The 14,992-nt window shown below is 67.5% G+C and carries 14 protein-coding genes; 5 read left to right on the forward strand and 9 right to left on the reverse strand.

The features are described 5' to 3' along the window. Positions 1-164: 164 nt before the first annotated feature. From ACP26O_RS05920 to ACP26O_RS05940, 5 genes are all read right to left on the reverse strand, one after another. Entirely contained in the window at positions 165-1,307 is a 1,143-nt protein-coding gene (locus ACP26O_RS05920; RefSeq protein ID WP_175663996.1) for an FAD binding domain-containing protein, read from the reverse strand. Between the two features lie 79 nt (positions 1,308-1,386). After that, positions 1,387-2,262, reverse strand: a complete 876-nt coding sequence (locus ACP26O_RS05925) for an alpha/beta fold hydrolase (protein ID WP_011656420.1) — start codon at positions 2,260-2,262, stop codon at positions 1,387-1,389. 328 nt (positions 2,263-2,590) lie between these two features. Continuing rightward, entirely contained in the window at positions 2,591-4,549 is a 1,959-nt protein-coding gene (locus ACP26O_RS05930) for a PhoX family protein (RefSeq protein ID WP_175663995.1), read from the reverse strand. A 192-nt stretch (positions 4,550-4,741) separates the two neighbouring features. Beyond that, a complete protein-coding gene (locus ACP26O_RS05935) occupies positions 4,742-5,935 on the reverse strand; it encodes an ammonium transporter (protein ID WP_175663994.1) in 1,194 nt (397 codons plus the stop codon). A 250-nt stretch (positions 5,936-6,185) separates the two neighbouring features. Further along, a complete protein-coding gene (locus ACP26O_RS05940; RefSeq protein ID WP_175663993.1) occupies positions 6,186-6,521 on the reverse strand; it encodes a hypothetical protein in 336 nt (111 codons plus the stop codon). Between the two features lie 192 nt (positions 6,522-6,713). Here ACP26O_RS05940 and ACP26O_RS05945 point away from each other — a divergent pair, with 192 nt between their 5' ends. The 4 genes from ACP26O_RS05945 to ACP26O_RS05960 all read left to right on the forward strand — a co-directional run bounded on the left by ACP26O_RS05945 (position 6,714) and on the right by ACP26O_RS05960 (position 9,241). Next, positions 6,714-7,142 carry a hypothetical protein gene (locus ACP26O_RS05945; protein WP_165751135.1) on the forward strand — a complete coding sequence of 143 codons (429 nt, stop codon included), beginning with the start codon at positions 6,714-6,716 and terminating at the stop codon, positions 7,140-7,142. A gap of 92 nt (positions 7,143-7,234) precedes the next feature. Then, positions 7,235-7,690, forward strand: coding sequence for an Rrf2 family transcriptional regulator (locus ACP26O_RS05950; RefSeq protein ID WP_006754319.1), 456 nt, complete (start codon positions 7,235-7,237; stop codon positions 7,688-7,690). 135 nt (positions 7,691-7,825) lie between these two features. Further along, on the forward strand, positions 7,826-8,467 hold the full coding sequence (locus ACP26O_RS05955) for an NAD(P)-dependent oxidoreductase (protein ID WP_175663992.1): 642 nt from the start codon (positions 7,826-7,828) through the stop codon (positions 8,465-8,467). A 303-nt stretch (positions 8,468-8,770) separates the two neighbouring features. Beyond that, the gene (locus ACP26O_RS05960; RefSeq protein ID WP_006754321.1) at positions 8,771-9,241 is read left to right on the forward strand and encodes an Lrp/AsnC family transcriptional regulator; all 471 of its coding nucleotides are present in this window, start codon (positions 8,771-8,773) and stop codon (positions 9,239-9,241) included. 46 nt (positions 9,242-9,287) lie between these two features. On the opposite strand, the gene ACP26O_RS05965 is transcribed toward ACP26O_RS05960, so the two are convergent. The 3 genes from ACP26O_RS05965 to ACP26O_RS05975 are packed head-to-tail and all read right to left on the reverse strand — an operon-like array spanning position 9,288 to position 12,775. Next, positions 9,288-10,061 carry an ABC transporter ATP-binding protein gene (locus ACP26O_RS05965; RefSeq protein ID WP_126227444.1) on the reverse strand — a complete coding sequence of 258 codons (774 nt, stop codon included), beginning with the start codon at positions 10,059-10,061 and terminating at the stop codon, positions 9,288-9,290. 4 nt (positions 10,062-10,065) lie between these two features. Next, a complete protein-coding gene (locus ACP26O_RS05970; RefSeq protein WP_175663991.1) occupies positions 10,066-11,742 on the reverse strand; it encodes an ABC transporter permease in 1,677 nt (558 codons plus the stop codon). Next, a complete protein-coding gene (locus tag ACP26O_RS05975; RefSeq protein WP_006754391.1) occupies positions 11,732-12,775 on the reverse strand; it encodes a Fe(3+) ABC transporter substrate-binding protein in 1,044 nt (347 codons plus the stop codon). The genes ACP26O_RS05970 and ACP26O_RS05975 overlap by 11 nt, the downstream gene beginning before the upstream one ends. A 242-nt stretch (positions 12,776-13,017) precedes the next feature. Between ACP26O_RS05975 and ACP26O_RS05980 the strand changes: the two genes are divergently transcribed. Beyond that, positions 13,018-13,179, forward strand: coding sequence for a hypothetical protein (locus ACP26O_RS05980; RefSeq protein WP_006754390.1), 162 nt, complete (start codon positions 13,018-13,020; stop codon positions 13,177-13,179). Positions 13,180-13,350: 171 nt separating this feature from the next. Here ACP26O_RS05980 and ACP26O_RS05985 read toward each other — a convergent pair whose 3' ends face one another. Next, positions 13,351-14,718 (reverse strand): amino acid permease, encoded by a 1,368-nt coding sequence (locus ACP26O_RS05985; protein ID WP_175663990.1) that lies wholly within the window; start codon positions 14,716-14,718, stop codon positions 13,351-13,353. Between the last annotated feature and the right edge of the window lie 274 nt (positions 14,719-14,992).

Here is a 14,992-nt window from a genome sequence, read left to right on the forward strand (position 1 = left end):
GTTATCGGCGCGCAACAAAGTTTGCAGCAGCTAGCAAGAGCGGTTTCAAAAACGTCAAAGTATGCCGCATTGCCGAAGGTTGTTGTTCGGCGCCCGATCTGGAGCGCTATTTCCTCATCCACGTGATGTCCGGCGGTTCGACTACCTCGGGGCTATCTGGGTGGTCACGTCGATCCCATGATGCGCGTACCCAGTGAAATACCGAGCGCCGATAGCGAAGCGTTGATCTTCTGCTGATCGCGTTCCCAACGCGACAGTGCGGCGTCGAACGCCGTGCCTCGCGCGAAAGCCTGCATCGCTTCGGCGAGTCCAACCGCATTGTCCGCCGCCTTTGCCACGCCGGCGGCGGTATGGGGGCGGACAAGGCAAGCCGCGTCGCCAAGCAATACCGCGCGGCCGAACACCATTCGCTCGACGACAAGATCCCGGATTGCCTGTGCGAACGGCGCGTGCGTTGCGTCGACGAGCGCGGCGAGCGTCGGCGCGAGCAGGTTGCGGGCCGCGTCGACGAGTTCCGACCGATAGTCGTCGCGCATTGCACCGGGCGGCAGCGATCCGTCTCGCTGTGTGCCGTCCCGGGAAAGAAACAGTTCAGGTAGCTTGTCGTACGAGAGACGCCGGTACCACACCCAGTTCACGCGCCGTTTGCCGGGCTCGACGGTTCCGTCGCGACCTGGCACCAGGTAGGTCAGGAACAGATGTGCGTCACCCTGCTGAAACGTAAAGCGGTTGCGCAGCACGCGAAGTACCTGATCGGGCAGGTCATGTTCGTCCACGAGCCCGCGCCACGCAACGTAGCCCGCATAGGTGGGTTGCGAATCGGGCAGCAGTTGCGCGCGCACGCCGGAGCGCCCGCCATCCGCGCCGACGAGCAGATCCGCGTGTTCTACCCGGCCGCTCGCGAAATGCGCGGTAACGCGCGCGCCATCGGAATCGAGTCGCTCGAACGTCTCGCCTGCATGGACGACGCCCGCTGGCAGCGCGCGCTTCAGCGCCGTATAGATCACATTCCACGCAGTCTGGGTTTGCGGCATGCGCATTTGCTGCACGATCCGGTCACCCTCGTCGAGATAGATCCGCTCGCTCGAATCCACGCCGGTATCGCCCGGCATCGGTACTCCGCCGAATGCGAACGCGCGGACGATCGGCGGCTGCAGGACGATGCCTCCGCCGCGGCTATCGAGCTCGCTCGGCGACTGTTCGAACACGCTGACGTGCCATCCTGCCGCACGCAGCGCAGTTGCCGTGAAGAGTCCGCCTACCGATCCGCCGATCACGAGTGCCCGCGGCGTCGATACGTCATTCATGAAGTGCTCCTGTCAGCCAGTGGATCGCGCGTGCCGCGCGTCCGATTCCCTGCTGCGTCGATGCCGGTGCGCCGCGGATTCAACCTTCCCAGCTCTTCAGGAAATCGAGCAGCAGCGCGTTGACGCGTTCCGGCTGTTCTTCCTGCGGAAGGTGGCCGCATTGCGCGATGGGCTCGGCCCGAAGATGTGTCGCCATGCTTTCCCAGACGGATTTCATGTCGAACATCTTGCCGACCGCGTAGAAATCCTCACCCCAGATCGCCATGGTCGGGCATGCGATCTTCACATCGGCGTCGGCGAGATCCTGTTGGACGTCTTCCGCGTTCGCGCGGTAGTCGGCGAGTGCGCCACGGACGGCGCCGGGACGACGATAGGCCCGCACATACGTGTCGAACGCCTCGCCGGAAATAGCGTGCGGGTTGTAGCACCAGTCGGAGAAGAAGTAGCTGAGCCACTCGGCTTCCTTGCCGGCGATCAGTGCTTCGGGCAGGTCCGCTACCTGATGAAACAGGAAGAACCAGTACGCGCGTGCCGTCTGGGCTGTCATGTTCTGCGCGACGATGCGGGTCGGCACGTTGTCCATCACGACAAGGCGCTCGAGGCGCTCGGGGAAGTCCTTCGCGAAGCGTGTCGCGACGCGTGCGCCGCGATCGTGCCCGACCAGCGCGATTCGGCCGATGCCAAGCGTGTCGAGCAATGCGACGAGATCGCGGGCCATGTTGCGTTTGTCGTAGCCGGCGGCCGGCTTGTCGGTTTCGCCGTAGCCGCGCAGGTCGGGCACGATGACGCGGTAGCGTTGTGCCAGGACGGGAATCTGGAAGCGCCATGCGAAGCTGGTTTCCGGGAAACCGTGCAGCAGGACCACGACAGGGCCGCTGCCCGCGTCGATGAAATGTTGTCGAATGCCGTTCGCGGTGACGGTGTGGTGAACGATCGAAGGCGTGGTGGTGGACATGTGTCGGTTCCCATTTCGGTTCGGACGACGCGCCATCGGAGCGACGTGCGCGCGAGTGCTGTCCGAGCATAGGCGAAGCGACATGGCCAGTCGCATGAATTGTTCTGAATGACGATTAAGTGTTCCTCGGAGGAGGGCGACCTCCAATGCCGATGTGAGCAGTGCGGCGAGTGGCGTCGGTGCGGCGTGCGCGCAAAAAAAAGCGCGACGCCCGCAGTGGGCATCGCGCATGAACCGGCGTGGAGCGCCGACGAATGAAACGTGATGAAGAGAGTGGGGCTGGTCAGGGACGCCCGGTCAGGGACGCCCGGTCAGGACCCCCGGCCGCTCAGGCCTTCGCGAGCTTGATGCTGGTCGGCTCGGCCGTCAGGTAGCCGACGCAGGCGCCGAAGCGGTCCTTGTAGTTCGCGCGCACGAGCGGGTCGAGCGTCGACTTGACCTTGTCGTGCAGCGGCGTCTCCCAGTCGCCCACGTGCTGGAAGTTGCTCATGACGTAGGTCCAGCCGTTGATCTCGTCGACCGCGTGCAGTCCCGTCGATTCGGCGCCGGCCGGGCACGACAGCACGCGCGAGAGCGACTTCGTGTCGACGTTGTACGCCCACAGGAAGTTGTTGACGTGCATGCCCGAGTCTTCGCCGATGAAGAGCGTGCGCAGCTTTTCGGAGAACTTCAGGTTGTCGGGGTTCGCGATCTTGTCCGGATTCGCGAGGTTGCCGAGCGCGTCGGCCGCGGCGAGGTCCTCGCCGACGAGCGCCGCCGGCGCGGCCATGTCGACCGGCACCCATTCGCTGTCGATCGCGCCGCCCGACGTGTCGCGCTGGCCGGCCTTCAGGTTCAGCGCATAGACGGCGCCCGCGGCGATCTTCTTGTCCACCGCGACGTCGCGCGACACCGCATTGCCCTTGACCATCGACGTCTCGATCCGCGACATCGCCGTGTAGACGATCTTGTCCTTCGCGTTCACCGTCGTGCCTTCGAGCTTCGTGAACGCCATGCTGCCGCCGATCAGCGCCGCATAGCGGTGCGTCTCGAGGAACGCGGCCGCCTTTTCCATCCCGGGCTTCACGCGCATCCAGTTGAACTTGCCGCCGAAGTGGATCTTCGTGTAGCTCGCGTCGCTCGGGTCGGTCGTCGTCAGGTCCATGATGTCCGACGCCTTCAGCGTGTTCGCGAGCGTCTCGATCTCGCTGCTCGTCGCGTGGCCGATCCGGATCCACGTCAGCGTCGCGCTGCCGGCGCCGGCGGACGACGTCTGCGTCCACTTCGCGACGTACAGCGTGCCGGCCGACAGGTCGGCCGCCTTGTCGGCGACGAACATGAACAGGCCGCCGTTGGTGGCGTCGTCACCCATCATCACGGTGCGCTGGTCCGGCATCACCTGGATCAGCTCGTGCGAGATGCGGCCGAGGCAGTAGTGCTTCTTCACCGTGCCGGTGCCGTCCGGGTTCACCGTGATCTCGGGCAGGTGGCCGTAGTGATAGGGGTTCGCCTTCGTCTCGTCGCCGAACGTGTTCTTGCTGAATGCCTTGAACTGCGTATCGGTCGCGGCCTTCGTCGCGTCCGGCTCGTATTCCTCGCTCGACAGGTGCGTGCCCCACGGCGACAGGCTCGCGCCGCAGGTGATCCACAGGCCGTGCGCGCTCGACGTGTCGACGTTGTGATACTTGACGACCTTCAGCGCACCGCTGGACGGATCCTGGTCGAGCGTGATCACCGCGATCGGCGACGGCAGCTGGCCGTACTGCGATGCGCTCGCCTGGTCGCGCGTCGTGTATTCGAACTGCACGACCGCGAACACCGTGTTGCCCTTCACGCCGGCGACGTTCGCGTTCTTCAGCGTCAGCAGCGAGCTGCCGTCCGGGCAGTCCGAATAGAACTGGCGCTCCTTGCCGGCCACCGAGCGGTCGATGATCGGCTGGTTGTTGATGTCGTAGTAGCCGCCCGCGAGCGTCGTGCCGCCCTTGCCGTCCGGCACCATGTCGCCCGTCACGAAGAACGGCCGGTACGCCAGCTTGAAGTTGCGCGACGAGCCGTCCGAGAACGACACCGACAGCGTCGAGCCGACCGTCGTCGTGGCCATCGCGGCCGCGTTGTCGAGCGTGGGCGCGGCCATCGCCGAGAACGCCGCCGACGTGTACGCGGCGGCGGCCGGCGTCGCCGTCGGATTGTCGTCACCGCCGCAACCGGTCAGGAGAGCCGGCAGCGCGAGGCCGGAGAGGGGCAGCATGGGCGCGCCGGCGAGGATCTTCAGGGCCTGACGACGGGAAGCATTGGGCAACGCGGGCATGTGGAGTCCAGTTTCAGATGTTGGAAGAATGGCCGTCGCGAAGCAGGCTCTCGGCAAGCAAGGCGAAGGCAAGTTGAAAACTGGACCGAAGTGTAGGGACGCTAGATGAAAGTTTTTTGAATAGAAAACGTAATGACGCACCGGGCGTCCGTCAGGTGGGCTGGCGGACGCCGGTTTCGTGCTTGATGGTGTTCAATCGCGCTCGGGCGTCGCCGAGATGCGGTGGATCGACAGGTCGGCGCCGTCGAATTCGGCTTCACGATCGAGGCGCAGCCCGACCGTCGCCTTCAGCGCGCCATACACGAGCGTGCCGCCCGCGGTGGCGATCGCGATGCCGCCGAGCGTGCCGATGAGCTGCGACACGAACGACACGCCGCCGAGGCCGCCGAACACGGGCTGCCCGAACACCCCGGCCGCGACGCCGCCGAGCGCGCCGCACAACCCGTGCAGCGGCCACACGCCGAGCACGTCGTCGATGCGCCATTTGTTCTGCACGCAGGTGAACATCGCGACGAAGACCGCGCCGGCCGCGGCACCCGTGACGAGCGCACCGATCGGGTGCATCACGTCGGAGCCCGCGCACACCGCGACGAGGCCCGCGAGCGGGCCGTTGTACGTGAAGCCCGGATCGTTGCGGCCGGCCATCCACGCGGCGAGCGTGCCGCCGACCATCGCCATCAGCGAGTTCACGGCGACGAGGCCGCTGATCTTGTCGAGCGTCTGCGCGCTCATCACGTTGAAGCCGAACCAGCCGACCGCGAGCACCCACGCGCCGAGCGCGAGGAACGGAATGTTCGACGGCGGATGCGCGGCGATCCGGCCGTCCTTCGCATAGCGGCCGTGGCGCGCGCCGAGCAGCAGCACGGCCGGCAGCGCGACCCAGCCGCCGAATGCGTGCACGACGACCGAGCCCGCGAAATCGTGGAACGGCGCGCCGAACGCATGCGTGAGCCAGTTCTGCACGCCGAAGCGGTCGTTCCATGCGATCCCTTCGAAGAACGGATAGATGAAACCGACGATGATCAGCGTCGCGACGAGCTGCGGATTGAATTTCGCGCGTTCCGCGATGCCGCCGGACACGATCGCGGGGATGGCCGCCGCGAACGTCAGCAGGAAGAAGAAGCGCACGAGCGCGTAGCCGTTGTGCTGCGACAGCGTGCCGATGTCGTCGAAGAATTCGACGCCGTACGCGATCGTGTAGCCGATGAAGAAGTACGCGAGCGTCGACACCGAGAAGTCGACCAGGATCTTCACGAGCGCGTTGACCTGGTTCTTCTTGCGGACCGTGCCGAGCTCGAGGAATGCAAAGCCCGCGTGCATCGCGAGCACCATGACGGCGCCGATCAACAGGAACAGTGTATCGACGCCGGATTTCAGACCATCCATGCCGTGGCTTCCTTGCGCAAAAAATGCGCGAGGAATGCAAGTATCGAGCCAACGTGGTGAATTACTGCGTGCAAATGGTGCGAAAGGCCGCGCGGTGCGGCATTCCGGTGAAGCATGCACGGTCGCGGGGCGGGCTGGATGCGCGAGAGGAGCGCACCCGATGCACGCGCGTGGTGCGAAACGTGCGCAACTGGTGCGCGACGCGCGGCGCGGGGCGGCGTGATGTGCCGCGATGCACCGGTCTGGCGCGTCAGCGACGCGCGAACAGCGTGCGCGGCCGCCGCAGCCGCAGCGCGCACGCGCACCAGTAGGCGGCGACGGCCGCGAGCCCGATTGCAGCGAACGCGAGCGCGGCGACGCCCGCGTGCGACTGGCCGTCGCCGTCGGGGCCGAGGATGCCTTGCGCGACGATCAGTGCGGCCGTCCAGAAGCCGATCACCGCTTGAACTAGCAGGCGCGCGCACGCGACCCGGCGCGCACGCCCGACGGCACGCAGGCGCGTCGCGGACGGCGAGCGAAGACACAGGAACAGGGTAGCGGCGAGCACGGCGGCCAGCGCGATGAACCAGTCGATGAGGAAAGCCATGAAAAGCGGGAAGCGGACGGAGCGGATGGAAGGCTGCCCACTTTAGTGTCGGCGCGTGTGCGATTGAATCAGACGAGTCCGAAATTGAAAGGCATTTTTAAACGGGAGTGGTCAGTGGCCCTGTTCCACAAGCGGTATCATCGGCATCGGTCCAACCATTCAGGCCGTGCGGCGCACGGCCGGAGATTGCTGATGAAGATGAAGACTTCGCGGGCGCGTCGCGCGCCCGGGTTCGTGCTGGCGGCCGCGGCCGTCGGTGCGCTGCTGTTGCTCGCAGGCTGCGAGAAGTCCGGCACGCCGGCCCAGCAAGCCGATACGGCCGCAAGCGCGGCCACCGACGCCGCCAACAGCGCGGCCAAGGCGCTCGACCAGGTGGCGAGCACCGTCAACCAGCAGCTCAATGCCGCGAAGGCCGGCATCGCGAGCGCGGCCTCGGCCGTGCCGCCGCTGTCCGCGAGCGGTCTCGCGTCGGCCGCGCAAGCGCAGCTCGATGCGGCCGCGTCCGCGGTCGTCGCGCATGCGGCGTCCGAAGCGGGCGCGAAAATGGCGGAGGCCGGCAAGAAGCTGCAGCAGTGGAGCCAGCAGAATGCGTCCGGCGCGAAGCCTGCCAGCGGCGAGTAACCCGGCACTTGCGCAATCCGCGAAATGTAATTATAGTAGTTACACATTGTCGCCGGCTGCCGTACGGGCCGGCGTCGTCAGGTGAGTGAGGAATGAATACCAGCAGCCGGTTCGCGTTTGCCGTTCACGTGCTTGCCTTGCTGTCGATGCAGGAAGGCGCGCCGCTGTCGTCCGACATCATCGCGGGCAGCGTGAACACGAATCCGGCGCTGATTCGTCGTCTGCTGTCGATGCTGGCGGCCGCGGGGCTGACCACGTCGCAGCTCGGCGCGGGCGGCGGTGCGCTGCTGGCGCGCGAGCCGGGCGAGATCACGCTGCTTGACGTGTATCGCGCGGTCGACGATGCGCAGTTGTTCGCACTGCATCGCGAGGCGCCGAACCCCGCGTGTCTCGTCGGGCGGCACATTCAGGGCGTGCTGATCGACTACATCGGCGACGCGCAGCGCGCGATGGAAGCATCGCTTGCCACGCGCACGCTCGCGGACGTCACGGCCGACGTGCTTGAATCGGAGCACCGCAGCCGGCCCGCGGGAAGCGCCGGCGGGTGACAGGCGACGGATGATGCAGGGCAGGAGGCCGGGCGGCGCGCACGCGCGGCGGCCGGCACGACGGAGTTTCGCTCCGTTTTTTTTTCGGTCTTATATGTAATCACTTTAGTTACTTTTTCTTTCTGGAGAATCGACATGACGCAACGTACCCTGAACATTGCACTGTTTGGCGCCACCGGGATGATCGGTTCGCGCATCGCCGCGGAAGCCGCGCGCCGCGGCCATCGCGTGACCGCGCTGTCGCGCCACCCGGGCGCATCCGCCGACGGCATCGTCGCGAAGGCGGCCGACCTGTTCGATGCGGCCAGCATCGCGGCCGCGCTGCCGGGTCACGACGTCGTCGCGAGCGCGTACGGTCCGAAGCAGGACGATGCCGCGAAGGTCGTCGCGGCGGCAAAGGCGCTGGTGGCCGGCACGCGTCAGGCGGGCCTGAAGCGGCTCGTGGTGGTGGGCGGCGCCGGTTCGCTCGAAGTCGCGCCGGGCAAGCAGCTGGTCGACACCGAAGGCTTCCCGGACGCGTACAAGGCGGTCGCGCTCGCGCACCGCGATGCGCTCGACTATCTGGAAACGGCCGGTGATCTCGACTGGACCTTCTTCGCGCCGGCCGCGCTGATCGCGCCGGGCGAGCGCACGGGCACGTTCCGCACGGGCGTCGGCAAGCTGATCGTGGACGCGCAGGGCAACAGCAAGATCTCGGCGGAAGACTACGCGGTCGCGTTCGTCGATGCGCTCGAGCAAGACAGCTTCGTGCGCGAGATCGCGACGGTCGCGTATTGAGCGACATCGCGACATCACGGCGAGGCTGTGCGCGCGCGGCGCGTTTTCCGTGAACGTCCGTGAGCGGCTCTTAGCTCACGCGGTCGCAACGACTTCAGGCGATTCCACCTTGACGGGTGGAATCGCCTGTTTCGTTTGGGGTGCCGCTCATCGCTAGGCCAACGTGCGCGGGATTCCGCACATCGCGCGCGTATCCCTCGCTGATTGGTATTTATCCCGGTCGACGCCGCGCAGCGGTTTCCATATCGTTCCCCGTCATGCAGGATGTATAGAAAAAATTTCTATCTACGAAGGACTGGGGAAATGGATGCCATCGATCGCAAGCTGCTGGAGCTGTTGCAGGCAGATGCCACATTGCCGATCGCGGAACTCGCGCAGCGCGTGAACCTGTCGCAGACGCCCTGCTGGAAGCGCGTGCAGCGGCTCAAGGAAACCGGCGCGATCCGCGCGCAGGTCGCGCTGTGCGATCCACGCAAGCTCGGAGTCGGCACGACCGTGTTCGTCGCGATTCGCACGAACCAGCACACCGAGGAGTGGGCGCAGCGCTTCACTCAGGCCGTGCGCGACATGCCGGAAGTCGTCGAGGTGTACCGGATGAGCGGCGAGACCGACTATCTGCTGCGGGTCGTGGTGGCCGGCATCGACGATTACGATCGCGTCTACAAGCAGCTGATCCGCGCGGTGCCGCTGTTCGACGTGAGCTCGTCGTTCGCGATGGAGCAGATCAAGTATTCGACCGCGCTGCCGGTGCGCGATCTGTCCGAGCCGGCGTAGCGCGGTACGGCGGCTCGCACGGAGCACGCCGCCCTCGTCATCGCGCTCAGCGGCCGCGCGCCAGCGCCCGGGCGCGTTCGTCCGCCAGCGCGTCGCTGCGCACGAACTCCGCGACGAACGGGCTCGCCGGATGATGGTGCAGCGCGTACGGCGTGTCCCATTGCGCGAGCCGGCCATCCTTCATCACGCCGATCCGGTCGGCGATCGCGAACGCTTCCGCCTGGTTGTGCGTGACGAGAATCGCGGTATGACCCGTGCGTTTCAGGATGTCGCGCAGTTCGAACGCGAGCCGCTCGCGCGTATCGACGTCGAGATTCGAGAACGGCTCGTCGAGCAGCAGCAGCTCCGGCGACGGCGCGAGCGCGCGGGCGAGCGCGACGCGCTGCTGCTGGCCGCCCGACAGTTCGTGCGGATACGCGCTGCCCGCATCGGCGAGACCGACGAGTTCGAGCATGTCCGCGACGCGGGTGCGCCGTTCGGCCTTCGGCATGCGCCGCAGGCCGAACGCAACGTTGTCGGCCGTGCTCAGATGCGGGAACAGCGCGTAGTCCTGGAACATCATCCCGATGCGCCGCCGCTCGGGCGGCACGTCGAGCGACGGCGCCGCGACCGGCGTGCCGTCCAGCACGATGCGCCCCATGCGCACGGGCTCGAAGCCCGCGATCGCGCGCAGCACGGTGGTCTTGCCGCAGCCCGATGCGCCGAGCAGGCAGCCGATGTCGCCGCGCGGCAGCGCGAGGCTCAGCCCGTCGACCACCGTGCGGCGGCCGTGCGGCGTGTCGTAGGCGACGCAGAGGTCGTCGAGTTCGAGCAGGTTCACGATGTCAGGCTCCGATCTTGTGACGGGTGCGCGCGAGCAGGATCACGGGCACGAGCCCGGCCAGCACGATCGCGAGCGCGGCGACCGCGCCTTCCTCATAGGTGCCGCGCGCGGCTTCCGCATACAGCCAGGTAGCGAGGGTGTCGAAATTCAGCGGGCGCAGCAGCAGCGTCGCCGGCAGCTCCTTCATCGCGTCGACGAAGACGAGCAGCGCGCTCGTCGTGAGCGCGGGGCGCAGCAGTGGCAGGTGCACGCGGCGCAGCGTGCCGCCGGCCGTCTCGCCGAGCGAGCGCGCGGCCTGTTCGAGCGACGGCGGAATGCGCGCGAGGCCCGCTTCGATGCTGCCGGTCGAGATCGCGAGAAAGCGCACGGTGTACGCGATCACGAGCGCGGCGGCCGAACCCATCAGCAGCAGCCCGTCGCGGCCCAGCGCCGCGCCGAGCAGCCGGTCGGCCGCGGCGAACGGGATCAGCAGGCCGATCGCGAGCACGGTGCCCGGCACCGCGTAGCCGAGGCTCGCGATGCGTGCACACGCGCGGGCCGGGCCCGCATGGGCGCTGTCGCGCCGCGCGCGTGCCGCCCAGGCGACGACGAGCCCGCAGGCAAGGGTAGTGACGGTCGCGGCGGCGGCGATCGTCAGCGTGTTCGCGAGCCCGGTCAGCAATTGCGCCGACACGCCGCCGACGAGATGCAGCCGCTTGCCCGTCTCGACCGCGAGGTACGCGGCCGGCGCGCCGAAGCCGATGAGCACCGGCAGCCAGCCGGCCACGGCGGCGCTCCACGCGGCCGCGCCGGTCAGCTTGCGCGGCGCGAGCGGACGCATGCGCCGGCCGTGCGCGTAGCGCTGGCGGCGACGCCCATAGCGTTCGAGCACGATCATGCCGACGACGATCGCGAGCATCGCGAGCGCGATCTGCGCGGCGCCGGCGAGATCGGAGCGCGTGATCCACGTCGTGTAGACCGATACGGTCAGCGTCTGCACGCCGAGGAATTCCGACGCGCCGATGTCGTTCAGCGTTTCGAGCAGCGCGAGGCTCACGCCGACCGCGATCGCGGGCCGCGCGAGCGGCACGACGACGCGCCAGAATGTCGCGATACGTCCCGCGCCGAGCGTGCGCGCGGCCTCGAGCAGGCTCGCGGACTGCGTGACGAACATCGCGCGCGTGCTCAGGTACACGTACGGATACAGCACGAAGCCGAGCACGAAGATCGCACCGGGCAGCGAGCGCAGGTCGGGCAGGCGGAACTGGCGCGGGCTGTCGAAGCCGAGCAGCCAGCGGATCGCGCCCTGCACGGGGCCGATCGGGTGGAGCAGGTCGAGATACGCGAACGCGACGATATAGGTGGGCACCGCGAGCGGCAGCAGCAGCGCCCAGGTCAGTATCCGGCGGCCGGGAAAGTCGTACGCGGTGACGAGCCATGCGCAGCCGGTACCGACCACCGTGACGATCGCGCCGACGCCCGCGAGCAGCAGCAGCGTATTGGCGAGCGCCTGCGGCAGCACGAACGCGCCGAGATGCTTCCAGTGCGCGAGATCGGCGCCGAACGCGGCGGCGACCAGCACCGCGAGCGGCGCCGCGACCGCCGCGGCGATCGCGACGGCCGCGGCGAGCCAGAGGCTGCCCGCGCGCGAACGCAACGACCGGCGGCGCGCGCGGACGAACGATGCGTCAGTTGTCAAAGCCGACCTTGTCGACGAGCTGGCTGGCCGCCTTGCGATGCTTCGCGATGTCGGTCAGCGGCAGCGGGTCGACCTTCAGCGTGCCGAAGCTCGCGATCACCGGATCGAGCTTCACGTTCGCGCGCACCGGGTATTCGTAGTTCGCCTGCGCATAGAGCGCCTGCGCTTGCGGCGACACGAGGTATTCGAGCAGCTTCACCGCGTTGGCCTTGTTCGGTGCGTGCTTCGCGACCGTCGCGCCGCTGATGTTGACGTGCGTGCCGCCGCTCTTCGCGTTCGCGAACGTCGGCCGCACGACCTTGATCGCGTCGCCCCACTTGCGCGCATCGGTGCCCGGCTCCGCGTTCTTCATGTGACCGACGTAGTACGCGTTCGCGAGGCCGACGTCGCAGATCCCGCCGAGAATGTCGCGCGCGACGTCGCGGTCGCCGCCCGTCGCCTTGCGCGCGAGGTTCGCCTTCACGCCGCGCAGCCACTTTTCGGTCGCGGCTTCGCCGTCGTGCGCGATCATCGCCGCGACGAGCGCCGTGTTGTACGGATGCTGCCCCGAGCGGATGCAGACCTTGCCCTTCCATTTCGGATCGGCGAGATCCTCGTAGCGGAACGCGTCGACCTTCAGGTCCTTCTCCACATACAGCACGCGATCGCGCAGCGACAGCGCGTACCAGTCGCCCTGCGCGCCGCGCAGGTTCGCGGGAATCGCGTCGTCGAGCACCTTAGAGCGCACCGGCTGCGCGAGGCCGCCGTCGACGAGGTCGAGCAGGTTGCCGATGTCGACCGTCATCAGCACGTCGGCGGGCGACTGCGCGCCTTCCGCCTTCACGCGCTCGAGCAGGCCGTCCTTCACGAATACCGTGTTGACCTTGACGCCGCTCTGCTGCGTGAACGCGTCGATCAGCGGCTGGATCAGCTTCGGTTCGCGGGTGGTGTACAGGCTCACTTCCTCGGCGGCGTGGGCCAGCGGCGCGAACGCGGCGGCGGCAACGGCGAGGGCGCCGGCGAGCGGCAGCAGGCGGGTGCGCGGATTCGACATGGAGACTCCGGTGAGGCAGGCGGACGAAGAGGCGTTCCGGGGCGTGCCTGCCGCCCGAGCGACCCGAAACATTACAAAACGAAAGACTTTCGATTCTAGATCGAAATGGGAATGATTATCAAATGAAAGGTGGTGGAAAGCTGGGCGGAAGGCGGGATGAGGGGGGCGTAACGGCGCGTCGCGGCGCGGGCGCAAGCGCGTAGAATGCCCGCTTCAACGAATTCGACGGAGCCGGACCGACCATGAACGATCAGCGCAAGAAGAACCCTGTCCGCAACGTGAGCATCCTGATCGTCGTGGCCGTGCTGCTCGTGATCGGGACGATCGCGTACAACGCGATCTCGCAGAAGCACGCGTACGACGAGGCCCATCCGGCCGAGGCCGCGAGCGCCGCGTCGCACTGACGCCGGCACGGCCGGCATGATCGCTGCGGGCCGGTTGGCTGGGGGCGCAAGGGACGTGTGGGAACGGCGGGAGGAGCAGGGAACCGGCGGACGACGCGCGATGCGCCGCGTCGCGCCGGGACAGACGCGGGCGCCGGACCCGGCGCGCCGCATGGGAAGGTCAGTCGTGCGTCAACGTGACGCAGGCGCGAACTTCGGGCGGATCCGTGCGTAGAACACGACCGCGAGCAGCACGAGCCATCCCGCGCCGACGTAGAGCGCGACGCGCGTGTCATCGAACCAGCCGAGCATCACGATCACGAAACCCATGAACGCGATCGTCAGCGCGGGCGCGACGGGCCACAGCGGCACCTTGAACTTCAGCGCGGCGACTTCCGCGCCCGACAGGCGACGGCGCATCGCGACCTGCGACAGCAGGATCATCAGCCACACCCACACGGTGGCGAACGTCGCGATCGCCGCGACCACCAGGAACACGTCCTTCGGCATCAGGTAGTTGAGCACCACGCCGACCAGCAGCGCGCCGGCCATCACGAGCACCGTGACCCACGGCACGCCGTGCCGCGACGTCGTCATCAGCACGCGCGGCGCCTGACCCTGCCGCGCCATCCCGAACATCATCCGGCCCGCGCCGAAGATGTCGCTGTTGATCGCCGAGATCGCCGCGCTGATCACCACGAGGTTGAGGATCGTCGCGGCCGACTTCACGCCGAGCGCCGAGAAGATCTGCACGAACGGGCTGCCGTCGCTGCCGACGCCGGTCCACGGGCTGATCGACATCAGCACGACCATCGTCAGCACGTAGAACAGCAGGATGCGCGCGGGCACCGCGTTGATCGCGCGCGGAATCACGCGCTCCGGATCCTTCGCCTCGCCGGCGCTCATCCCGATCACCTCGATGCCGCCGTACGCGAAGATCACGACCGACAGCGACGCGATCAGCCCGCCGATCCCGTTCGGGAAGAAGCCTCGATGGTTCCACAGGTTCGCGAATGTCGGCACGTCGGCCGAATGGCCGAAGTGCATGCCGGTCAGCAGGATCGCGACGCCGCCGCCGATCATCGCGACGATCGCGCCGACCTTGATGATCGACAGCCAGAATTCGAGCTCGCCGAACACCTTCACGTGGCACAGGTTCAGCCCGCAGATGACCGCGACGACGCCGAGCACCCAGATCCATTGCGGCACGTCCGGAAACCAGAAGCTCATGTAGATCCCGAACGCGGTGATGTCGGCGATCGCGACGATCACCATTTCGAGCGTGTAGGTCCAGCCGGTGACGAAGCCGGCGAACGGGCCGAGGTTTTCGGTCGCGTAGTGGCCGAACGAGCCGGCGACGGGTTCGCGCACGGCCATCTCGCCGAGCGCGCGCATCACCATGTAGACGGCCGCGCCGCCCAGGATGTAGGCCAGGATCACCGCCGGGCCCGCGAGCTGGATCGCGGACGCCGAGCCGTAGAACAGCCCGGTGCCGATCGCCGAGCCCAGCGCGAGAAAGCGGATGTGCCGTGCGCTCAGGTGGCGCTGCAGGTTCTTCATCGAGTCTCCGATATCGTTATGCGACGGACCGGGCGAGCAGGGCCGGCCCGGTCGGCTCAAGTTGTCTATACAACTTGAATGTGAACGAATGATAACAAGCCCGGCCATGTGACCGGAATCGGGTATTCCCTGACTGGCGCAACCGGTTGAATCGCGGGTGGGACAAACGCGCGGCGCGCGCACGGGCCGGGTGGGGCGGGCGGGTCATGCTGCGGAACGGTATTGCGGGAGCGGGGAAGCGGTGGAGCGCCGCCGGCCGGCCCGCTTGCATGCG

This window comes from Burkholderia sp. R-40 (genome assembly GCF_049942845.1).
Lineage (GTDB): Bacteria > Pseudomonadota > Gammaproteobacteria > Burkholderiales > Burkholderiaceae > Burkholderia > Burkholderia ambifaria.

Bases quoted from the DNA above. Each gene is read 5' to 3' on its own strand.
- ACP26O_RS05920 (WP_175663996.1), bottom strand. From the start codon at position 1,307: ATGAATGACGTATCGACGCCGCGGGCACTCGTGATCGGCGGATCGGTA.
- ACP26O_RS05925 (WP_011656420.1), bottom strand. From the start codon at position 2,262: ATGTCCACCACCACGCCTTCGATCGTTCACCACACCGTCACCGCGAAC.
- ACP26O_RS05930 (WP_175663995.1), bottom strand. From the start codon at position 4,549: ATGCCCGCGTTGCCCAATGCTTCCCGTCGTCAGGCCCTGAAGATCCTC.
- ACP26O_RS05935 (WP_175663994.1), bottom strand. From the start codon at position 5,935: ATGGATGGTCTGAAATCCGGCGTCGATACACTGTTCCTGTTGATCGGC.
- ACP26O_RS05940 (WP_175663993.1), bottom strand. From the start codon at position 6,521: ATGGCTTTCCTCATCGACTGGTTCATCGCGCTGGCCGCCGTGCTCGCC.
- ACP26O_RS05945 (WP_165751135.1), top strand. From the start codon at position 6,714: ATGAAGATGAAGACTTCGCGGGCGCGTCGCGCGCCCGGGTTCGTGCTG.
- ACP26O_RS05950 (WP_006754319.1), top strand. From the start codon at position 7,235: ATGAATACCAGCAGCCGGTTCGCGTTTGCCGTTCACGTGCTTGCCTTG.
- ACP26O_RS05955 (WP_175663992.1), top strand. From the start codon at position 7,826: ATGACGCAACGTACCCTGAACATTGCACTGTTTGGCGCCACCGGGATG.
- ACP26O_RS05960 (WP_006754321.1), top strand. From the start codon at position 8,771: ATGGATGCCATCGATCGCAAGCTGCTGGAGCTGTTGCAGGCAGATGCC.
- ACP26O_RS05975 (WP_006754391.1), bottom strand. From the start codon at position 12,775: ATGTCGAATCCGCGCACCCGCCTGCTGCCGCTCGCCGGCGCCCTCGCC.
- ACP26O_RS05980 (WP_006754390.1), top strand. From the start codon at position 13,018: ATGAACGATCAGCGCAAGAAGAACCCTGTCCGCAACGTGAGCATCCTG.
- ACP26O_RS05985 (WP_175663990.1), bottom strand. From the start codon at position 14,718: ATGAAGAACCTGCAGCGCCACCTGAGCGCACGGCACATCCGCTTTCTC.